Raw genomic sequence first — 20,929 nt, forward strand, 5'->3', positions numbered from 1 at the left:
AGATATCATGATAGTGCACCGCTATGTTACCGACGAGAAAATGCGGTGCGCCGCAGAAACGCATTTCCCGCAAAGCTCCCCTGCTCGCTTACTTCTTCCCCCAGGAATTGGACCATGAGAGTCTTCCTCGCCCCCCTCTTCGTGTTCGCGGTGTTGTCACTAGGAACTTCGACACATTCCTCTGCCGCAGAACCTTTTCAGCCCCAGCCGATCGTCCCTGGCGGCATCCTACTGCCGCTTTATCCGGCCGATTCGCCGCAATTGAATCACGATCGCGTCCACGAAGCGGAGAACTACAACTCGACGTTCGAAAAGAAGCCTGCGACGATTCTCAACGTAATTAACATCCACAATCCGTCGATCGAGGTCCATCTGGCGACCGACGAGCCGAACAATACCGGCGCCGCGGTCATTGTCGCGCCAGGAGGCGGACACAAAATTTTGTGGGTCGGGCCCGAAGGCGCTGACTGCGTTCCCTTTTTCAAAAAGCAGGGAGTCTCGACCATCATCCTGCGCAATCGCCTGCGTGTGGATGGTTATGTGGCCGAGATCGACGCCGTGAACGACGCGTTTCAAGCGATTCGCCTGGTGCGTGCGCACGCCGTCGAATGGAAATTGGATCCGGCGAAAATCGGAATCATGGGCTTTTCGGCCGGCGCCGAACTCTCGGCGCCAACCGCCGTACTGTACGAAGCGTTTGAGCGTGACAACAACGGAGCCAGCGATCCACTAGCGAAGGTTTCGGCTCGCCCTGACTTTGTCGGCGTCATCTATCCCGGACCGACTCCGTTTACCGCTCATCCAGAGACCCGCATTCCCGGCGATGTTCCTCCCAGTTTCATCGCTTCAGCCGGTTCCGGGGATAAGGTCCATGCGCTGTGGGCGACCGACTACTTCACGGCGATGCTGAAAGCAGGCGTTCCCAATCTGGAAATGCACATCTACGGCAACGGCGGGCACGGCGGCGGCTTGCGAGATCGCGGCGGAATTCCGTTTGGCGCGTGGACCGCGCGTTATGCCGAATGGCTGAAGGATCTTGGCTTCCTCAACAAGCCTGGCCTCCCCACCAAAGCGGCCGCCGATGTCGCCGCGTATGCAAAGAAGTCAAAGCGTTAAATGAGAGAAGCAACGCTTCGGCCTTATTGAGTCGCCATCAGCATCTCGCCAACGAAAAAAGCTCGTCGCAATACTATGCGGCGAGCTTTTTCTGATTCGATATCCAACTTCTTACGACCGCTTAGGCCTGAACTTTGGTGGCGGTCTTCTGATCGGGCCGCGCCACATTCCAAGCCAAACCAACCGCTTCGAGGCAACAAATGACCCGGTACGAGAGATCCAGCTCCCACCAGCGTCTTCCATGCGCCGCGGCGGTCGGCAGCGCGTGATGATTGTTGTGCCAGCCTTCGCCGTGCGACAACAAGCCGATCAGCCAGTTGTTGCGGCTGTCGTCGCTCGTTTGATAGGTGCGATAGCCAAACATGTGCGTCAGTGAGTTGACCGCCCAGGTGATGTGCCAGACAAAGACGGTGCGGACAAAGACTCCCCAAACCAACAAGCTCCAACTCATCCGCCAGGCTTCGCTCCAGCCACCGGTAAAATAACCAATAGCGCCGCCGATCAGATAGATGATGAAAGCGTGTGCGATAAAAACGAGCAAGCCGTTTTGTCCCCGTTCTAACCACAGATAGAACGGGTCGCGGACAACGTCGCGTGCGTATCGGTCCAAGTGCGCCATCTTGCCGAAGTTGCGATCTTTCACCATCAGCCAACCGACCTGGCTCCAGAGGAAGTTGACCAGCGGCGTGTGCGGGTCTTCTTGCTCATCCGAATGTTGGTGATGCACACGGTGCGTCGCAACCCAACGAGCCGGCGTATCTTGCAAACAGCAAACGCCAAGGATGGCGAAGGTATGCTCTAGCCAAAGCGGACATTGAAAACTGCGATGCGTAAGTAGACGGTGATAGCCAACCGTCATCCCAAACATGCCGAACAGATGATGTCCAACGAACACCGAGATGACCCCGGTCCAACTGAATAGCCAAGGCCAAAACGCATAGAGCGCCAATAAATGAATCAGGCCGATGACGCCTACATACTCCCACCAGACGCGAATGGGTGTTACGCCAGACGGCTTTTCCAGGCGTTCTCGCTTCGGCGGTGATGCGACTTTGAGCACGTCAAATTCTTCCAATAAGGACTTCTGATCCGCAACCGATGCCGGACGCCTTGAGGGGGGGATTATACTGATCTCGTGTTTCTAGTGGAACATCGACATCTTTTGCCAAAAACAGACCATCTTGCCTTCGATGATGGACGTTTGCAGCTTGACCAATACGCTATTTAAGAGCTTGGCGTCGTTTGGTCAAAATACAAAGCGTATTGCCTTTGGGAAATACAGCACGCCCAGTTTAATCTACTTTCTGGGGGTATCCATCCTAGATTTGGTCCTCAACTGGCGACGCAAGCCAGTTCTATTCTGGCTTTTAGGCGAGACCGATCAGCGGATCAATCTTTCCTTATGTACGCTGCGCCACCCTAATGAGCAAAAGAACACGCGTCAAGAGGGGTGGTTTGCGGCAATAATGCCGACCCGGCAGATACGGCAAACACGTTGCGAATCTCGCGCCTTGAACCCCACCTTGCGGGCAAGATCGGCACAACTTGCCATTAAATACGCACAAAGAAACGACAGATCGGCGGGTCGCCGATCGGAAACGGCGCAGCTTTTGGCGAATGTTTCGGGTGAGTGGAAGTAACGTCTCTCCCTATATTTCAGCACCCGCTCAATGCGCCGTGGGCGCCCAAAATTCTAGGCGTCACATGCAAGTAGCGCAGCTGCCTACTTCACTTGCTGAACGCCAGGCGGTTGCCAGGCGCCTTCCCCTGCAGGCAAGACCGACGGCGGTTCCGTCTTCGGCCAATAGAGACGCATCACCAGATAGATCGGACCGCTGGGGGCCGGCAACCAGTTGGCTTCGTGCTCCTTGCCCGGGCTTTCCTTCTGGATGTAAAGGGTCAGCGAACCATCTTCGTTCAATTTCAGATTCGGCAACATCGGTGAATTGATCAGGTACCGATTGATCGGATTTTCGATCAGTAGCTGAGTTTTGCCGTCGTACATGGTCACCGACCAAAAAGCGTTGACCGGTGGGAATTGACCTTTGGCGAAGGTGAGCGTGTAGTTGCGCTTGCTGCCGTCAAGCGTTTCTCCTACGGCGTCGACGCGAGTTATTGGGTAGGTTGCTTCGACCGAGTCATTACCGTAGATGCCTGCTTTGGCGCCTGCTGAGCGTAACAGCCAATTGCCGTCAAAGAATTTCCGATCACCAAACGGCGAAGCTAACTTCCAACCGTTAATATCTTTCAAAGTGGTCTCGAGATACTTCGTGACCTGTTCGTCTCCTTGCTTCATCGCGGTGGGGATGGTCGCTTGATGCTCGGGCGAGAGTTCCTTCAAGTCGAACTTCTTGTCTGGCCCAATGCCGATGCTGGCAAGTTTGCTACGGATTTCTTTTTCTTCTGGTCCCGCCGGAGCGAATTGCAGACAAAAGTCGAGGTAGCCGAAGAAATTGGTCTTCACCATCTCTTTGTCGATCTTCGGAAAATCAATTTTGGGCGCTGTCGTCGGCGCCGGTTTCCCCAGAAAAGCCGAGAGCGGCTGAACTTTGTAGCCCGACTGAATCTTCACAACATTCGGCATATCTTCAGCGTTAAATAGCTGGGTGCGAAATCCAGCAAGCGAAAATTGCGTTGTGGAGTGGAACACCTTTTTGACGCCGGGCGGTTTTTCTCCCTTCCAATCGGGCCCAACTACCAAGAAATCGCCAGGCTCATTGCCGGTAGTACGACTACCGATGTATCCGTAGTTAAACGTATTGCCATCTTCCAACTGCACCGCATAATAGCGATCTTTCTCTACTGCTGGAACCGAAATCACTTGCGGCTCGGCCCGCAGATCCATCCAGAGAAACGAATAAGGCGTGTCGCTATTGGGCGTGACGATGGCGGTGTCTTTATAGGTGAAGACTCGCGCTTCGTTCTTGATTTCGTTGAACGGCGCTTTGAACTGGGGCGAATCCTTGTCAACGGCATACTCGTACATCACCGCGTAGTTCATTACGATCGGCAAACCGTAGATGTAGCCTTCTTCCAAGATCGCTTGAGTCTCTTCGATACTTGGCGCGGCGACGTCAGTTGATTCGTCAATCTGCTCAGCACTCGAGATCGTGTCCTTCTTGCCACCGCACCCGGCAAGACAACCAATGGTGATCGCGACCGCAAGAATTCCGCCTAGAAAACTCCGCTTGTTCATCTCAATTCTCATCGATTTTCTCATGTGAAGTAGATCCGAACCTTTCCATGTCGATTCCCCGGGCCCATTCTGAGAATCGATCAAAATAGCGGCCCCTCAAGATTACGGAACGGGGGCGCCTCCGATATCGCGAGCTCCATTCAGCAGCCAGGATTTTAACCTCACCTAGAGGGGATGGCGACTAGCGATCCCAGCCGGACCGTAACCTCCGGGGTTCAGCCGCTATAAGAAATAGCGGGACAATCCGCGACAGGCGTCTCCAGGCTGCTCTTCCACAAAACGGCGAAGACTGGCAGTTTGGCTGAAATCTGTTGCGATTTTTCGAAAAAACTTTCTCGATGGCGCTATCTCGCGGCAGAAATAGGAAGATCGCTCGGCGCTAACTATCTAGAATGAAGAGCCCCTAGGTGATGATCTCTTCGCCGAGAGTCGTACTTGATTGCCGCCGGCAATCAAGTGTTTTCTCCCCGCAAGGCGCCGCAGTCATGACCGATTTTCCTACCGCTGCGAATATAGGAACGGACGATTGATCAGCTATTTCAAGATAAGCATCCAGCTCTTCAGCTATTTTTCGATTGCCTGTATAGGCGTTTCGGCAACCGCAGCCAAAGTCGATTTCAGGAAAGAGATCGCGCCCATTCTGGAAACGAACTGCGTCTCTTGCCATTCCGGCGAATCGCCGGAAGGGGATTTCAATCTGACGACTAAAGCGTTGGCCAACGAAACCAGCTATGACAGCGCAATCGTCGCCGAGTCCCCCGCAGAGAGCTCAATTTACAGCTTGACGATCCTGGATCGTACCGACGACCAACTGATGCCGCCGCTGCATGCTGGCGGTCCGCTTCCCAAAGCCAGCACCGAGTTGCTTCGTCAATGGATCGCTGAAGGCGCCGACTGGCCGGAAGGGATGACTCTCACAGCGAAACCCAAACCGGCTGGAAGTTTTGTTTCTGCCGACGACTTCGATCTGGTGAAAAAGATCCACGCCAAGATTGTCGCCCAGGCGAAAGCCGAGGCCGGTAAGCCGCAGGATTACGCGAAAGTGATCCCGCTGACCGAAATCGAATTTCACATGGTCGCGACGCCTGGCGGCGAATTTCTGATGGGCAGTCCCGCAGGCGAAGAACTTCGGCATGCCGACGAAGGACCGCAAACCAAGGTGAAAGTCGATCCCTTCTGGATCGGCAAATACGAAGTGACCTGGGACGAGTACGAACCGTTCATGATCACCCAGATCGACCGCCGCAAAGATGGCGGACGAATCGACTACGACGCCCAGAAGCACACGATCACCGATGCGATCAGCCAGCCGACTCCTCCCTATACCGAGATGAGCTTTGGGATGGGGCAACATGGTTATCCCGCGATCAGCATGACGCAGCACGCGGCCAACAAGTATTGCCAATGGTTGAGCGCCCAAACGGGCCACTTCTATCGACTGCCGACCGAGGCCGAATGGGAGTTCGCTTGCCGCGCCGGAACTTCAACCGCTTATTCGTTTGGCGATGATCCCGACCAGCTAAAGCAGTACGGGTGGTTCTATGACAACGCGAACGAAAAGTACCAAAAGGTGGGTTTAAAGAAGCCGAATCCCTGGGGTCTGCACGACATGCATGGCAACGTGATGGAGTGGACCGCTGACCAATACCTGCCAGACTACTTTGAGAAGATCAAAGACCACGCCAACAATCCCTACATCAAACCGGTCACCCTTTATCCGCGCACCGCTCGCGGCGGCGGCTGGGACGATGATCCAGATCGACTTCGCTCGGCGGCGCGGCGCGGATCGGATCCATCTTGGAAGCAGCAAGATCCGCAGTTGCCCAAGAGCGTTTGGTATCACACCAACGCGACCCAACTCGGATTTCGCATCGTACGACCAGTAGAGGTTCCTTCTCCGGAAGAGATGTACTTCTACTGGAACAGCGCACGCGACGTTTACTAGCCCCTCTCTATTCCCCGCAACACTTCCCGTTTTGACAGGACTGATAATGAGCGAACGAATCGAAACGACAGAAAACCGCCGCAACTTTATCAAAGTCGCCGGTACGGCTTCGGCATTGGCCGCCTTCGCTGTTCCGCATGTCCATGCCGAAGAAAAAGAGATCAACACGATTCAAGTCGCTCTGGTTGGCTGTGGTGGTCGCGGCACTGGCGCAGCGGCGAATTGCCTCGACGTACCCGGCGCTCGCACCAAGTTGGTCGCCATGGCCGACGTGTTTGATCATCGCCTGGCGGGCAGCCATCAAACGCTCCAGCGCTTGTACCAAGAGAAAGAAGGCAAGTTTGACGTTCCCGAAGAACGTCAGTTCGTCGGTTTCGAAGCCTACAAAAACGCGATGGACGCGCTCAATCCAGGCGACGTCGTCATTCTCGCAACGCCGCTGGCGTTTCGCTGGGTCCACTACACCTATGCAATCGACAAAGGCTTGAACGTCTTCATGGAGAAGCCGGTCATCGCCGACGGCCCCAGCGCCAAGCGGATGCTGGCGTTGTCAGAAAAGGCGGACGCGAAAAACCTGAAGTCGGCAGTCGGTCTGATGGTTCGTCACTGTCGCGGGCGTCAAGAGTTGCACAAGCGCATCCAGGACGGCGAAATCGGCGATATCATCATGATGCGCGCTTATCGCATGCACGGGCCGGTCGCCTCGGCGTTCTCGACGCGTAAACCGGCCGAAACGCCGGAAGTGATGTACCAGATCGAACGCTTCCACAGCTTCCTCTGGGCCAGCGGCGGTTGCTTCAGCGACTTCTACATCCACCAAATCGACGAAACGTCGTGGATGAAAAACTCGTGGCCGGTCAAAGCTCAAGCGCTCGGGGGACGACATCATCGCGATGACTTCATCGACCAGAACTTTGACACCTACGCCGTCGAGTACACTTACGACGACGGGTCAAAGCTCTTCTTTGACGGTCGCACGATGCTTGGTTGCCGCAATGACATGTCAAGCACCGTCCACGGCAGCAAAGGTTCGGCGATTGTCAGCACCTCGGGTCACACCCCCGGCAAGGTTCGCACCTTCAGCGGCCAAAACCAAAATCGCCGCGAAGTGACGTGGGCCTGGCCGCAACCAGAAGAAAACCCGTACCAATTGGAATGGAACGACTTCATCGACGCGATCGTTAAGGATACGCCGTACAACGAAGTCCCCCGCGGCGTCGAAGCGAGCCTGGTCACCAGCATGGGTCGCATGGCGGCGCACACCGGTCAGGAAATCACCTACGACCAGATGCTCCACTGCGAACATGAGTTCGCGCCAAACGTCGACAAACTAACGGTCGACGGCCCGGCCCCGATCATGCCTGACGAAAACGGCCGCTACGCCGTGCCGATGCCAGGCAAGAATCGCGACGTTGAATTCAGCTAGTCTAGCGACAGCGATATTTGATAGATAACCAACAAAGCCCTGCGTCTGAGCTCAGACGCAGGGCTTTGTTATTGGATGCGAAAGAACATCAGACCAAGGCCAGACCTACATTCACTGCGGTATCACCTGACCATCATTCCGCTGGAAAAGCAGTTGCAGCGTTTTGCCGGCCGTTTGCTCGCTGATGAAACGGACGCTGCCGTCGCAATAGGCGGCGTTGAATCCGCCCAGTTGCGATTTCCCCAGGTTCTTCCAGACGTTCATCAGGTCGACTTCCAGATCGCTCGGTTGCGTCCAGACGACGGCGGCTTCATCGTTGGCTTCGACGCACATGATGGTGTTGGAGGTTCCATCGGTGATGTTTCGGAACCCGATCCCTTTGGCGAAAAGCTTGCCTTCCGGCGTCGCGGCGGGTTGCTCAAAAAACATCCCTTTTCCCAACGATCCCATATACGTCGTATAGCCTTCGGGGGCCATGCTGCGTGGATTACGATAAATTGCCGGCATCTGTTCGATCAGCTTTATGTTGTGCTCACTATCCCACGGTTCATCGAGATGGAACTGCTCGTACAACGCGTTCTGTTCAAGGAACGGCAGAATCATCACGCGCCAAGAGAGCAGTTTCTTTCCTTCTTTGTCGGTGATCGCCTGGGGAGGGAAACTACCGTTGGTGTCGTGAAAAAAGTGCATCGCCAACGCGATTTGCTTCAGATTGTTGGAGGACGCCATGCGCCGCGCTGCGTCTCGCGCCGATTGAACTGCAGGCAATAACAGCGCGATCAGAACTCCCACGATGGCCACATTGGTCGCGGCAATCTTGTCCTCGCCTTGCTCAAACTGGATCACCAGAGCGTTGCCGTCTCGCTTGGGTTCCAGCAGGTCGAGCATCGATTCGGACATCCGAGTTTGATACTTCCCCATCGCGGCTTCGATCTCGTCTTCGCTATCGGCCAGCTTTTGGGCTTCGCCCAGCATCGCCGCCCTAGCCATTCCCATGGTGAAGCCAGCCATGTATTCCAGCTTTTTAGCAGCTTCCTCGTCGACCGCGTCGATTTTCAACGCCAGGGCCATCTTGTTGGTAAAATACCCGCTCAGCGTGATCGACTTGGTCGAGTCCGGAATCTGCTTGTATACGGTGAACGGAAACGGAATCTCTTGCTGCGCGACGATCCCATTGATTTGGTCGCGCACCGGCGCCACGTTGAACATCAAGACGGCGTCGGCGTCACCGCCGGCGTCCGCTAACATCTGCGCTGGCTGCGTGAGCTTCGCATGGGGGCCATTCGTTGCGATCTCCGCGACGGCGGTCAGCGAACCAAGCAGGAACGTATGCTCGTCCAGTTGATGAGCGGCCAGGTAATCGAGCGGGTACGCTTCCGTGAAAAAGGCTTTCCCTTTCAACCCCGCAAAGACTTCGTTCACCGTTTCTTGGTCGGCCATCTCATCGACCAGCTCACCGATATTGGCGAAAAAGGTTTCCCCTTGCAGCGTCTCCGATGTTTTCACCACGGCGACAACGTCAGGCATCGGTTTTTCTGGAGTCGGAGGAGTCGCAATCAACACGATCGACGTGATCCGCATCGGATCGAAACCGAGGTACTTCGCGCCAAACGCCTGCGCCACTTCCACGGGATAGTTTTTCACGACTGACGAGGTCAGCAAAGGTTCCGCACGCAGAAAGCCGACGCCAACCGCGTTGTCCGGAACATATTCCAGACCCAACGCCCCTTGCGCAGAAGCCGCTTCTTGGGCCATCAACACCAACTGCGGCGAAAAAGCGATCGTCGCCGCTAGAAATCCAACCAAGACTGCCTTGAGATACGAAGTCATGCGTTTGTCGCCTTGTCTGCTGCGATGCGCTAGAGGTGAAAAGAAGGGATAGCAGTCAGAGATTATAGACCGCTGAGAGAGGGGGTGCGAGTTTTTGGTTCATAAACCGCCGGGGAAAATACCAAGCAGTTCGCTGAGATACGGCGCTAGGCATCGCGCCGACCAGAAAACAGGTGGCGCTTCCAAGACCTTCGACGATCAAAATGCGAAGGTCTTTGGCGATGAAATGCCCGCTCAGGTCTGCGCGACTCGCGGAGCGCCAGACCTGGTGATAATTAAGCGTGCCTTTCTCTCCGCATCACCCTTGTAAGACGGGGCGAGCCAGCCAATCGTCAAAATGTGTGGGACCCAGAAGCGGATCGTCACCAGGCGTAAGACTTTGGTCGTTCACCTCGGTCCCAAAATAGCTGGATTGGGAATCGGCGATTACCTGTCGAGCATCTTGCTTGGAGCTCAGAAATCGCCGCACGAGTTCATCCATCCGAATCGGTTCAGGGCCAGCAAGTTCGATCATGCCGTTCTGTGGTTCCGCGATTGCAATGTTGGTCAACGCAGCAGCCACATCATCCGATACGACAGGCTGCATCATAGCCGGAGGCAGCCGAATCGTTTCCCCATCGGCGCCCGATTCGGCGATAGCGCCGACGAACTCGAAGAATTGCGTAGCGCGAACAATCGTGTAGGGAATACCGGAGGCTTGGATCAAGTTTTCCTGCGCCAATTTTGCACGAAAGTAACCGCTCGCCAACAAGCGTTCCGTTCCGACCACCGACAGCGCCACATGGTGTCGCACGCCAGCGATCGCTTCGGCCGTCAGGAGATTCTTCCCGGACGTCTCAAAGAATTTCATCACCGCGTTGTCCTCGAACGACGGTGAATTCGCTACATCAACAACCACTTCCGCTCCTTGAAGCGCTGCCGTCAGACCTTCGCCGGTGAGCGTATTAACACCGGATGAGGGAGACGCGGCCACGACTTCATGCCCCCCTTGCCGCAGGTTTTGCACCAGCTTGGTACCGATGAGCCCCGTACCGCCGATCACGACGATCTTCATGTTCAATCTCCTTTTTTGTAACAATCTTGGAATACAAGTCCTAATCAATCGCCGCTAACGACCAGCGGGATAATTTGTCTGGGTTGTTGGTCATGAAAACGGCCTGGACTTCGTCTCTTATACAAAGCGACACGACCTGGATTACGGCTCCGTCGGAAATGAAAACCACGCCGGGCTCACCGTTCACGGTGACATTGCGCATCTGGCTGTCTCGCTGCCGCTTTCGAAATAAACCGACAAGAAATCGGGCTGCACGATTGCGGCCGCGAACCACAACGCGCGCGGCGGAGACTTTTCCTCCTCCGTCTGAATGGATCTCCGCTTCCTCAGCAAACAGTTTCTCGACAATACTCATATCGCCCAATTGACAAGCGGTGAGAAACCGCTCCGCCAACCCTTCGGCTTCGCGCGGCGAAGGCTGGAAACGCAATTTATCCCGTTCCAATCGAGACTTAGCACGACTGACGATCTGCCGGACATGCACCTCTGATTTTCCTAAGATCTCGGCGATCTCGGCATACTTGTAGTCAAAGACTGTTCGTAGCAGGAATGCGGCCCGCTCTTCCGGTGAGAGACGTTCCAACATCAGCAAGAACGCCTGCGTCAGCGATTCAGATAACACCGTATTTAATCTTCCCTGCTTGGTGTCGACAGGCTCAGGAACCCAGGGACCAACGTACTGCTTGCGCCGCCGATCAGCCCGTAGTTTGTCGATGCACCGCCGTGTGGTCGTTTTGACCAAGAACCCTTCCGGCGAAAGGACCTCTCCGGCGACTTGTAGTCGCAGAAATGCATCTTGCACCGCGTCCTCGGCATCCGCCACGCTCCCAAGCATTCGGTAAGCGACGGACATCATTCGCGGCCTTAATTCGTTCAGATTGGCATTCATGAAAGGATGCTTCCGGTCTCCGGCGATGGCCCGGGGATGTGCTTCTCTAATCGCGCAAGTCGTGCGTTTGACCAGCGTCTGAATTCTTCACTTTCGCTGTTTCTGGAACGGAAATCTCCTGAATATTTCGCGGGTGCAGCACAAACGCAATCAGGCGCGTCGATTGCTTGATGGAGGGGTTCTTGGTGACTCGATGCAGACAGCCGGTCGGTTCGTAAAATGTTTCGCCTGCTTTCAGCACCTTCGTCGGCTGGTCATCAATCCCCAACTCATATTCGCCCTCCAGTACATAAACAAACCCCGGTCCGGGATGCCGATGCGAAACGCCGGCCTGACCTGGTCCCAGCGTCACTTCCACCGCCGTCACCATCGCGTTATTTCCGTCCAATTTTTCCTTGATCTCTTGGTCAGAGATGACCCGCACCGACTCTCCATCTTGATGACGGTGCGCCAACGTCACACCGGCAATTCCGAGAACGACGCCGATCCCGATAAAGCAGAATGATCGCATGGTGTTTGCCTCCCGATGTTCGCTGTTTCGCTACCCAAGCGACGCGGCCTGGTTTCGTTCTAAATCAAGAACGTTGGAGACCGCCGATTTGTGACAGGCAATGTCTCTGTTGGGCATCAATCGCTAAATCGTTGGAATGCCCAGAGCGCCAAATGTGATTGCAAAGAATGAAAGATTCACCGCCGTTGCGGGTCAACGCAATGCCAGCGTCAAACTCAATCCAATTTGCCGTTGCAACCGCTAGCAGCTTCGCCACAACTTCTCTGGAAGAGCCGGATTATCCAGCGGCGAGATAACGGGGATCTAAGCTTCTACGAGAACAGACACCCCCTTCGCAAACTGCAGGAGACAACTATGGGATTCCAGATTTTGATGCTATTGGCCGCCAGTGCGCTATTCTGTGAAGAAACGCCCCAGGCCGACGTCGCGCCCAATGGCGACGCGCTGCAAGGCGCGTGGCAACTGAGCGGCGGCGAAGCCGATGGCAATGTGCTTTCCCAAGCCGAACTCAAAGATGGCAAGTTGGAAATCAAGGGAGACCATTACACCATCCATTTGGCCGAGATCGGCAAGATTGAGGGAACGCAAAAGCTGGGCGTGGAGCATGATCTCAAGACGATCGACGCAACGAACTCGACGAACGAGGACAAGGGAAAGACTTGCCTAGGGATCTACGAACTCGAGGGAGATGAGTTCCGCGTGATCTTTGCTCAACCCGGCAAAGATCGGCCCGCAAAATTTGAAACCGCTCCGAACAGCGGGCAATGGATGCATGTTTGGAAACGAGTGAAGTAGTCGAGCGGCGGACGATTCTAAAAACATTCCCGATCGCCAAGTCGGTTGGCGATCGGCAGAAAGCGAACATCGATTCGCTATCTCTCACCGACGGCGCGGTTCTCCAGGCCATTGATCAGCCCTGATAACATCTTGGCGATTTCTTCCAGCTTGCCTTTCAGTTCCTCGTGTTTGGCGTCATTGATAAGGTTTCTACGCCGCGACAATTCCAAAAGCGGAACGCATTCCTGGGCCGAGCCGCGGGCGATGATGAAGAAATTCTTTCGGTCGGCTTTGGTGAATCGGCCATTTCCTTCGGCGATGTTGGCCGAGATTGAGAGGGCGGCGCGGTTGAGTTGGTCGACGAGAAAGCCGTAGCCGCGGGCGAAATTCTCTGTAGCCGAACATATGTTGTCGGCGAAGTCGATTGCTTTTTGATAGACGTGGAGTTTCTCGAACTGAAACGTCACTTGGCTACTCGGAAGAAGTGAGTAGAAAGGAGAGCAGTAGACCGAGTAGAGGAAGAGAAAATGGAGCGGCAGAATTTGGTCAAAGCCAACCAAACCAAGTCGAGAACTGCTCGCTCTCCTGCTCTACTTTCTCCCCTCTACTCTCTACTTGCCTACGGCAAGTCGGGGTGACAGGATTCGAACCTGCGACCCTCTGCTCCCAAAGCAGATGCGCTAGCCAGGCTGCGCCACACCCCGAACTTCGTCCCCGATCTTATCCGCCGAGCGGGGACCTGACAATGATACCTGTACTATACATTCATTCACAAGAGGGGCAAAATTTTAGCCCGCCTTGCGAAGTTCGACTTGGCCGCCGATCAGATAGTCTCGCAAACGATCGAATTCTTCATTTCCCTTGAAATGCAGGACGATCTTTCCTCCCCGGGCCGTCTGTTTGATGTCAACTTTGGTTCCCAGGGCCATGCGAAATTCCTGTTCTAAGGACGCGACCTGGTCGCTCGCGGTTCGCCCTTTTTTGGAGGGCGTCTTGATCGTCGCGGGGCCATCTTCAGCGTGGATATAATCCTGCACCGCTTCTTCGGCGGCGCGAACGCTCCAACCTTCGTCGAAGATCCGACGGGCGAATTCAACCTGAATTCCTTCTTCGCCCAACGGCAACAAGGCCCGCGCATGCCCAGCGGACAGCTCTCCCGTCATCACGGCGGTCATCACCGGCTCGGGCAGTTCCAACAGACGCACCAGGTTGGCGACGGTCGAACGATCGACGCCGATCCGCTCGGCCAGCTCGCTTTGCGAGCAACCGTTCTCGTGCATATAACGCTCGAACGACATCGCTTTTTCAATCGCGTTTAGATCTTTCCGCTGCAAGTTCTCGACGATCGCCAATTCGGCGACGGTTTGATCGTCCGCTTCAAAGACGCGAACCGGCACATGATCCCAGCCGGCGACTATCGCCGCGCGCAGACGGCGTTCGCCAGAGATCAGCTGATAGCGCCCGTCGACCTGACGAACGGCGATCGGCTGCAGCATGTCGTGCTGTTGAAGGCTTTGTGCTAGCTCGGCGATCTCGTCGTCGTTGAACTCTTGCCGCGGCTGGTAGGGGTTCGCTTCGATCTCCTCGACCGGCAGCTTGATCAGCCGTTCGCCAACGAACTCTTCGGAGGTCGGCGCCGTGCTGGCGAGCGGTTCGTCGTGCTGATCGGCGTCGCGGTCATCCGGGTTGAAGACCCGGGGTGAGCCGGCTTCGATGGGCGCGTCGATCATGCCGCCGGTTTCATCCATCGGCCCGCCTAACAGCGCCGCCAATCCACGTCCCAGACGTTTTTGCTTAGTCACGCTCGAGTACCTCCATGCATAGTTCAATGTAAGCGCGCGCTCCTCGTGAGCGGGGCGCATGATCAATCACAGAACGACCGTGGCTGGGAGCCTCGCTGACGAGGACATCCCGCGGCACCACGGTGTCAAACACTACTTCGCCAAAGAAGTCGCGGACCTCTTCCTCGACCTCGGCGGTTAACTCTAATCGGGGATCGTGCATGGTCAGCACGATCCCGCCGAACGCCAGGCGATCGGGCTTCTGCTGCATCACTCCGCGAATGACCTGGATCATCTGCGTCAGCCCTTCCATCGCGAAATACTCGCACTGGATCGGCATCAGCACTTCGGTCGACGCGGCCAACGCCGTTTGCGTCAGCTTTCCGACCGACGGCGGACAGTCAATCAACACAAAGTCGTAGCCCGCCATGCCGCGCTCAAGGTGCGACTGGAGGACGGCGGCCTGGGGCTGCGGCTGATCGTCGGAGGCCAGAGTCTCAACATCCTGAAAGCTGCGACTGCCGGGCAACAAATCCAAACCTTCAATCGCCGTGGTTTGAATCGCCTCGCGGAGCGATTGCTGCAATACCAGCGGATGTCGGTCGGTCGGCGCCAGGTCCAATCCGGTGGTCGCATTGCACTGCGGGTCGAGATCGATCAGCAACGTGCGCTGGGCGGCCTTGGCCAGCGCAACGGCTAGATTGATAGCCGTGGTCGTCTTGCCGACGCCTCCCTTTTGATTTGCGATGCAGATGATTCGAGCCACGGTTCGCCTTGTCCTGGGGGCGCACGACTTCGGATGATGTCGTGCGGGGTAGGGATTCTAGCGAGGAAGCGCGAAAACGAGGAATGTCATTTCCCCCGAGAAAAACCGAAATCGGCATGTTTCACGTGAAACGCAACAGCGGCCAAATTTCGCCTGTTTCACGTGAAACACCCAAACTACGCAAAAAGGGCGTTCCGAACGATTGTCCGAAACGCCCTTTGGTGGGAGCACTGTTTCACGTGAAACGGTAACGATTGGTGAGACGGCGGCGCAAACCAGGCTTCACGTGCCACGGCTCTGTGAGCCGTGTGAACTAAAACAAGGATGGCTCTACCTAGCCGCCCGCGGCACACAGGCTCAAGCGGGGATTCAGCTCAGCGGATTGAAGACCAACCCGCTGAGCAGCTTGGGATAGAAGTAGGTGCTCTTGGCGGGCATCCGTTCGCCATGTTCGCTGATGGTGCGAATGTGGTCGATGGTCGCCGGCATCACGATCGCGGCTAACGGATAGGGTTGGCCGCCGTTCTCGGGGTCGCCCTGCTGGATTCCTTCCACCACTTCGCTGACCAAGTGGACATAGTTGGCCTTCGGCAGTTCTTTGGCGCCTAGCAACGTTTCCATCACCAAGCGATGCAGGATCGATACGCCGAGCGCTTGCCAGTCGCCGCTATGCTCGGCGGCGATCTCGGCCATTTTCGCCTGACCCTCTTCATTGAAGTTGGCCATCACCCAAGTATCATCCACGGGGCAATAGAATCCGATCTTCCCCTGCTCGTCGCCGGTGGCGATGTCGGTCCAGATCGTGTCGGCCAGATCGGCGCCTTGCCCGACAATGGCGACGTCAAAGTATTTGCCCAGCTTGGCGATCAGGTCGTCCGACTTTATCGCCGGCAAACCACGGAAGAGACGATGCGTCGGCAAGACGATCATTCCCTCGTCGCTCATGCTGACCAGCATCGTCATGACGTAATTGGCCGGGTGAACCGGAGTCAGTTCACCCGACTCGGCCAATTGATCCTTGTAATTGCAGGCCGTCTCGTAGCGGTGATGTCCGTCAGCGACATACATCGGCGCGGCGGCGATTGCAGAGCTAACTTCAGAGATCAACGACAAATCGGAAATCGGCCACAAGCGGTGAACGACTCCCAAGTGATCGGTCGCGACCAACGGAGTCTTGTCGATCACGTAGTCGTCCAGCAGTCTTTGCGTTTTGTTGGTCGGATCGGGGTAGAGTCCAAAGATCTGGCTCAAATTGGTTTTGGTCGCATTGAACAACTTCAGGCGATCGGCCTTGGCGGAAGAATGGGTCTCCTCGTGCGGGTAGATGTTCCCTTCACCGAAACGAACCAATTGAACGCCGGCCATGAATCCACGGCGAACGTAGTGCGTCCCTTCAGCTTCAAACTCTTGATGGTAGACGTAAATCGCGGGGTCGGATTCCTGCGAAAGGATCCCTTCGCGAGTCCAATCTTTCAGTAACCGGGCTGCCCGAGAATAGCGATTGTGGGTCTCATCATCGCCGGGCTCTTCGCGATTTAAGATCAAACGCACCGTATTGGCGGGATGCTTTTTGTACAGCTCCTCTTGAAGCTCCGTACCGATCACATCGTACGGCGGCGCGACCACATCGCTGAGCGAGCCGACATGGCCCAGGTCGTAACGGAGTCCGCGAATTGCTTGAATCTGTGGCATTCGATGCTTACTCTTGACGTGCAAATAAAACAAAAGGGGGCCGCGACCATTCCGTCGCAGCCCCCAAGCGTATCTCAGGTCAACTCGTCTCGCGATAAGTCGATCATTCGGTTTAGTAGCGGTAGTGATCCGGCTTGAACGGACCATCGACCGGCACGCCAATGTATTCGGCTTGAACCGGCGTCAGCTTGGTCATCTTCACGCCTAACTTGTCGAGGTGCAACCGGGCGACTTCTTCGTCCAAATGCTTCGGCAAGACGTGCACGCCGATCGGGTATTCGTCGGAGTTCCGCCACAATTCGAGCTGAGCGATCACCTGGTTGGTGAACGAGCTCGACATGACGAACGACGGGTGCCCCGTGGCGCAGCCCAAGTTGACCAGGCGGCCTTCGGCCAGAACCAGGATCGAGTGACCATCGGCAAACGTGAAGCGATCTAGCGGGCCACCCGGAACGGCGTCGCTCTTGATCGTATCGCGAGAAATGCCTGGAGTCTTCGTCAGATAGGCCATGTCGATCTCGAGATCGAAGTGACCGATATTGCAGACGATCGCGTCGTTCTTCATCTGCTCCATGTGAGCGCCGGTGATGATGTCCCGGTTGCCCGTCGTGGTGACAAAGATGTCAGCGTAGCCAACGCAATCTTCGACCGTGGTGACTTCGTAGCCTTCCATCGCCGCTTGCAGCGCGATGATCGGATCGACTTCGGTGATGATGACGCGAGCGCCGAAACCACGCATCGACTGGGCACAACCCTTGCCGACGTCGCCGTAACCGCAAACAACAACCACTTTGCCGGCGACCATAATGTCGGTGGCGCGTTTGATGCCGTCGGCCAGCGATTCGCGGCAACCATACAAGTTGTCAAACTTGCTCTTGGTGACCGAGTCGTTGACGTTGATCGCGGGCATTTTCAGCTCGCCCTTTTTGAACATCTGATACAGACGGTGGACGCCTGTGGTGGTCTCTTCCGAAAGACCGCGGATGCCTTCGCAGAGTTCCGGGTATTTTTCATGAACCATGACGGTCAAGTCGCCACCGTCATCCAGGATCATGTTCAACGGCTTGCCGTCAGGGAAGATGATCGTCTGGTCGATGCACCAATCAAACTCTTCGTCGGTTTCGCCCTTCCAGGCATAGACCGGCACGCCGCGTTCGGCGACGGCGGCGGCGGCGTGATCTTGGGTCGAGAAGATGTTACAGCTGCTCCAGGTCACCTCGGCGCCCAGTTCGATCAGCGTTTCGATCAAGACCGCAGTCTGGACCGTCATGTGAAGGCAACCAGCGATGCGGGCGCCCTTCAGCGGCTTGTCCTTGCCATACCGTTCGCGGAGAGTCATCAAGCCGGGCATTTCAACCTCAGCCAGTTGAATCTCTTTCCGCCCCCACGCGGCTAAGCTAATGTCTTTGACTTTGTAGGGGAGCTTTTCAACTTGCGACACGGAGAGTACTCCTTCAATGAATTGGAAAATCAGATTTGGCGATCTCCGTTACACCGCATTTCTAGCGGAAAGCGCAACGGGGCCTTTCTACCCGGCTACCAGGGAACCGTTAATGTAGCCCATAATCGGTAAATCCGTAAATGCCCGAACGCTAGCAAAAGCGGGTTTTACAGGGCTTTTACACGCCCATCGCCGCTTTGGCGTTTGCACAGAATCGCGTCGCCAGCGAACTATCTTTCCTCCCCGGCTCAATCTCGACCCCGCTGGCCGTATCTACTGCGCTTGGCTGAACCGCTGCGATCGCAGCAGCGACATTGTCGGGAGTCAGCCCCCCTGCCAGGACCAGATGCTCGATCGTCAGCCATTTACTCCAGCCGGTCAGCGATTTCCAGTCAGCCGTATGGCCTGTTCCCCCGTAGGCGTCTTGTTGAAATCCGTCGACCAAGACAGCGGCCGGCGAACAGTCACGCGCCGCGCATCGCGACAGGAACTCAATCATTTCCTTTCGCCAATGGGGGCCGCAGCGAAACGCCTTCAGCACCGGCGGTGCACCGAGATGTCGGAGCCGCGCAAGGTAGTCAGGAGATTCATCGCCATGCAGTTGAATCCAATCGAGCGCCAGCCGCTTGGCGGTTGCGACGACATCCACAACATCTGCGTTCACAAATAAACCAATCGCGGCGGCGTCGGCCGAAACTGCTTCGCGCACGTCAGCGGCGACCTCAGACGTGAGATAGCGTTTGCTCTGCCGATAGAAATTGAGCCCCAGCGCATCGGCGCCGGCGGCGATCATCGCTGTAGCGTCTTCGACCGTCGTGATTCCGCAGATCTTCCGCTTGAACAAGGCGCGTCTCCCGCTGGGGTAATCCATTCGAAGTTGTTTATTTTACCCCGTAGATTTCCGCGTGCGAACTAGGCGATTCGGATGGAGCGCCGCTCTTTGGGCGCCGATGAATAAGACAACGGAAAACTGTTGGCATGGACAGCTAGCATCCGCCGGCCCCATGGAGGAGTGGAAAGTGGAAGACTCGACAACGCATCAGTCGCGATCTAGCGCTGCGAGTCGCGCCTATGCGTTCATCGTTACGGCGCTGGCCGTCGTCGCGTTTGGACTCTATTTCTGTCGAACCCCGGTCGAATCGGTCGTCGCGCAGCTGGGCATGCTGGTCTCGGCCGATCTGCCGGACGAAACGTCTTTGATCAGCGTCGCGCAGGAAGCGAAAGTCAATACGCTCTCAGACACCGCTTTGTTGTCGATCGCCGAGCAACTTCCTCTGACGGCGGCGCAGCGGGCCAACGTGGACACGCTGCGTGAGCAAATTCGGATTGAAATTGTCGCGCGGCGGCTCGGCCATCAGGCCGATGTTTCGATCCTGACCACCGCCCCCTCTGCCGGAGAAGCGCTTCAACTGGCCAGCAAGGTCGGCGAGATGTACCAACGTGAAATCGATCAGCACGCCGATGACCAGGCGAATCGAATCGGCGACGCGGCGATCCAACTCCATCAAACCGCGCGCAGCACTTTGCAAGAATCGCAGCAGCAGCTGGATGCTTTTGTCGAACAGCACGGCGATACGCTTGCCGGCAGACAGCCGTTTGTCAGCGTGACTGCGCCGGAGATTGAAGAGAACGCACAGTGGCGAGAACTGCGACGGCAGATCGCTGACCAGGAAGGTGAATTGGCCGCGCTGCTATCGCAACGGACCGAAGCGCATCCGATGGTAATTAACGTCCAAGCAAAAATCGCCGGGCTTCAGGCACAGCTGCAACAAGTGCCGCAGTTCGCGGATCCTCCCCCTTCGGTCGCTCCGGCGCAATTGCCCCCGGTCGACGTGGCGAAACTCAAGTCTGAACATGAACGCTTGAAACAGGCGGTGCAGCAAGCGAATTCGTCGCTGCAAGCAGTCGGCGGCAAACATCAGATCGCAGCCGATGGACATCGCTTTTATACGTCGATCCGTGTAGAGACCGACAAGTCGCCTCGCGTTGCGGGGATGATCGGCGGCGACTTCCCCTTGGTGCGAATCGGCATGTTGCTGGCGATCGCGACGCTGTTGGGTGGTTTCGCGGCCCTTTGCGTTCCGACCGCCGAACAAGAAGCGATCCTGGTCAGCCCCCAAGAGATCGCCGCAGCAGCAGGCGTTTCGATCGCGGCCGAGTTGCCGCTATCCGGCGGACCGGCGATTCCCCGCAAACGAACGGTGACGCGCGTCGCCGCCCGCTTTGCGATTGTCGCTAGCGAATACGCGCTGGTGGCGCTGGTCGGCTTGATCCTGGTCGCTCTGTTGGTAGACCCCGACTTCACACGGACATTTACGCACGAACCATTCACGGCGCTTTATAACGCTCAAAATCAAATTTGGAAGTTTGCGCATTAACGGTCAGCATTCGGAATCCGCCGCGGTCCCGGTGGAGATCTTCCCCCATTTTTGCCGATGGTTGAAATGCACCCCGCGCAGCGCAAATCACTTTGACTACTCGGCTTGCAGTCTCGGACGGAAGCCT

18 protein-coding genes and 1 tRNA gene are annotated in these 20,929 nt (G+C 56.3%); 6 read left to right on the plus strand and 13 right to left on the minus strand.

Annotation, left to right across the window (positions count from 1 at the left end):
- Nucleotides 1–114 precede the first annotated feature (114 nt).
- Complete coding sequence (locus tag M4951_RS20355; protein ID WP_262023467.1) at nucleotides 115–1,116, plus strand: alpha/beta hydrolase; 1,002 nt, start codon at nucleotides 115–117, stop codon at nucleotides 1,114–1,116.
- Between the two features lie 121 nt (nucleotides 1,117–1,237).
- On the opposite strand, the gene M4951_RS20360 is transcribed toward M4951_RS20355, so the two are convergent.
- Entirely contained in the window at nucleotides 1,238–2,176 is a 939-nt protein-coding gene (locus M4951_RS20360; RefSeq protein ID WP_262023468.1) for an acyl-CoA desaturase, read from the minus strand.
- A gap of 148 nt (nucleotides 2,177–2,324) precedes the next feature.
- On the opposite strand from M4951_RS20360, the gene M4951_RS20365 reads away from it, so the two are divergent.
- Nucleotides 2,325–2,756: a hypothetical protein gene (locus tag M4951_RS20365; protein ID WP_262023469.1), complete on the plus strand. Its 432-nt coding sequence runs from the start codon at nucleotides 2,325–2,327 to the stop codon at nucleotides 2,754–2,756.
- An 83-nt stretch (nucleotides 2,757–2,839) separates the two neighbouring features.
- Here the strand turns inward: M4951_RS20365 and M4951_RS20370 are convergent, their stop codons facing one another.
- Nucleotides 2,840–4,336, minus strand: a complete 1,497-nt coding sequence (locus tag M4951_RS20370; protein WP_262023470.1) for a DUF1254 domain-containing protein — start codon at nucleotides 4,334–4,336, stop codon at nucleotides 2,840–2,842.
- A gap of 502 nt (nucleotides 4,337–4,838) precedes the next feature.
- On the opposite strand from M4951_RS20370, the gene M4951_RS20375 reads away from it, so the two are divergent.
- Both M4951_RS20375 and M4951_RS20380 read left to right on the plus strand, forming a co-directional pair.
- The gene (locus tag M4951_RS20375; protein ID WP_262023471.1) at nucleotides 4,839–6,257 is read left to right on the plus strand and encodes an SUMF1/EgtB/PvdO family nonheme iron enzyme; all 1,419 of its coding nucleotides are present in this window, start codon (nucleotides 4,839–4,841) and stop codon (nucleotides 6,255–6,257) included.
- Nucleotides 6,258–6,303: 46 nt separating this feature from the next.
- Nucleotides 6,304–7,683, plus strand: coding sequence for a Gfo/Idh/MocA family protein (locus tag M4951_RS20380; protein WP_262023472.1), 1,380 nt, complete (start codon nucleotides 6,304–6,306; stop codon nucleotides 7,681–7,683).
- Between the two features lie 111 nt (nucleotides 7,684–7,794).
- Here the strand turns inward: M4951_RS20380 and M4951_RS20385 are convergent, their stop codons facing one another.
- From M4951_RS20385 to M4951_RS20400, 4 genes are all read right to left on the minus strand, one after another.
- Complete coding sequence (locus M4951_RS20385; protein ID WP_262023473.1) at nucleotides 7,795–9,513, minus strand: DUF1559 domain-containing protein; 1,719 nt, start codon at nucleotides 9,511–9,513, stop codon at nucleotides 7,795–7,797.
- A 298-nt stretch (nucleotides 9,514–9,811) separates the two neighbouring features.
- A complete protein-coding gene (locus M4951_RS20390; RefSeq protein ID WP_262023474.1) occupies nucleotides 9,812–10,567 on the minus strand; it encodes an SDR family oxidoreductase in 756 nt (251 codons plus the stop codon).
- A gap of 40 nt (nucleotides 10,568–10,607) precedes the next feature.
- Nucleotides 10,608–11,456: an RNA polymerase sigma factor SigJ gene (gene sigJ / locus M4951_RS20395; protein WP_262023475.1), complete on the minus strand. Its 849-nt coding sequence runs from the start codon at nucleotides 11,454–11,456 to the stop codon at nucleotides 10,608–10,610.
- A 46-nt stretch (nucleotides 11,457–11,502) separates the two neighbouring features.
- The gene (locus M4951_RS20400) at nucleotides 11,503–11,967 is read right to left on the minus strand and encodes a cupin domain-containing protein (protein WP_262023476.1); all 465 of its coding nucleotides are present in this window, start codon (nucleotides 11,965–11,967) and stop codon (nucleotides 11,503–11,505) included.
- A gap of 354 nt (nucleotides 11,968–12,321) precedes the next feature.
- Here M4951_RS20400 and M4951_RS20405 point away from each other — a divergent pair, with 354 nt between their 5' ends.
- Nucleotides 12,322–12,762: a TIGR03067 domain-containing protein gene (locus tag M4951_RS20405; protein ID WP_262023477.1), complete on the plus strand. Its 441-nt coding sequence runs from the start codon at nucleotides 12,322–12,324 to the stop codon at nucleotides 12,760–12,762.
- Between the two features lie 77 nt (nucleotides 12,763–12,839).
- On the opposite strand, the gene M4951_RS20410 is transcribed toward M4951_RS20405, so the two are convergent.
- The 7 genes from M4951_RS20410 to M4951_RS20440 all read right to left on the minus strand — a co-directional run bounded on the left by M4951_RS20410 (nucleotide 12,840) and on the right by M4951_RS20440 (nucleotide 19,268).
- Entirely contained in the window at nucleotides 12,840–13,211 is a 372-nt protein-coding gene (locus M4951_RS20410) for a four helix bundle protein (protein ID WP_262023478.1), read from the minus strand.
- A gap of 162 nt (nucleotides 13,212–13,373) precedes the next feature.
- Nucleotides 13,374–13,448: transfer RNA gene (locus M4951_RS20415), tRNA-Pro, on the minus strand.
- Between the two features lie 84 nt (nucleotides 13,449–13,532).
- Nucleotides 13,533–14,546 (minus strand): ParB/RepB/Spo0J family partition protein, encoded by a 1,014-nt coding sequence (locus tag M4951_RS20420; protein WP_262023479.1) that lies wholly within the window; start codon nucleotides 14,544–14,546, stop codon nucleotides 13,533–13,535.
- Nucleotides 14,539–15,291 carry a ParA family protein gene (locus M4951_RS20425; RefSeq protein WP_262023480.1) on the minus strand — a complete coding sequence of 251 codons (753 nt, stop codon included), beginning with the start codon at nucleotides 15,289–15,291 and terminating at the stop codon, nucleotides 14,539–14,541. The genes M4951_RS20420 and M4951_RS20425 overlap by 8 nt, the downstream gene beginning before the upstream one ends.
- Before the next feature lie 369 nt (nucleotides 15,292–15,660).
- Nucleotides 15,661–16,983 (minus strand): DUF1015 domain-containing protein, encoded by a 1,323-nt coding sequence (locus tag M4951_RS20430; protein ID WP_262023481.1) that lies wholly within the window; start codon nucleotides 16,981–16,983, stop codon nucleotides 15,661–15,663.
- Nucleotides 16,984–17,095: 112 nt separating this feature from the next.
- Entirely contained in the window at nucleotides 17,096–18,424 is a 1,329-nt protein-coding gene (gene ahcY, locus M4951_RS20435; protein WP_262023482.1) for an adenosylhomocysteinase, read from the minus strand.
- A gap of 178 nt (nucleotides 18,425–18,602) precedes the next feature.
- On the minus strand, nucleotides 18,603–19,268 hold the full coding sequence (locus tag M4951_RS20440; RefSeq protein ID WP_262023483.1) for a phosphoribosylanthranilate isomerase: 666 nt from the start codon (nucleotides 19,266–19,268) through the stop codon (nucleotides 18,603–18,605).
- A 175-nt stretch (nucleotides 19,269–19,443) separates the two neighbouring features.
- Here M4951_RS20440 and M4951_RS20445 point away from each other — a divergent pair, with 175 nt between their 5' ends.
- Entirely contained in the window at nucleotides 19,444–20,802 is a 1,359-nt protein-coding gene (locus M4951_RS20445; RefSeq protein ID WP_262023484.1) for a hypothetical protein, read from the plus strand.
- Nucleotides 20,803–20,929 lie beyond the last annotated feature (127 nt).

Source organism: Blastopirellula sp. J2-11 (assembly GCF_024584705.1).
Classification (GTDB): domain Bacteria; phylum Planctomycetota; class Planctomycetia; order Pirellulales; family Pirellulaceae; genus Blastopirellula.

Excerpts from the sequence above, each read along its gene's own strand:
- M4951_RS20430 (WP_262023481.1), bottom strand. The coding sequence starts at position 16,983 with ATGCCACAGATTCAAGCAATTCGCGGACTCCGTTACGACCTGGGCCAT.
- M4951_RS20385 (WP_262023473.1), bottom strand. The coding sequence starts at position 9,513 with ATGACTTCGTATCTCAAGGCAGTCTTGGTTGGATTTCTAGCGGCGACG.
- sigJ (WP_262023475.1), bottom strand. The coding sequence starts at position 11,456 with ATGAATGCCAATCTGAACGAATTAAGGCCGCGAATGATGTCCGTCGCT.
- M4951_RS20355 (WP_262023467.1), top strand. The coding sequence starts at position 115 with ATGAGAGTCTTCCTCGCCCCCCTCTTCGTGTTCGCGGTGTTGTCACTA.
- M4951_RS20405 (WP_262023477.1), top strand. The coding sequence starts at position 12,322 with ATGGGATTCCAGATTTTGATGCTATTGGCCGCCAGTGCGCTATTCTGT.
- M4951_RS20380 (WP_262023472.1), top strand. The coding sequence starts at position 6,304 with ATGAGCGAACGAATCGAAACGACAGAAAACCGCCGCAACTTTATCAAA.
- M4951_RS20400 (WP_262023476.1), bottom strand. The coding sequence starts at position 11,967 with ATGCGATCATTCTGCTTTATCGGGATCGGCGTCGTTCTCGGAATTGCC.
- M4951_RS20390 (WP_262023474.1), bottom strand. The coding sequence starts at position 10,567 with ATGAAGATCGTCGTGATCGGCGGTACGGGGCTCATCGGTACCAAGCTG.
- M4951_RS20370 (WP_262023470.1), bottom strand. The coding sequence starts at position 4,336 with ATGAGAAAATCGATGAGAATTGAGATGAACAAGCGGAGTTTTCTAGGC.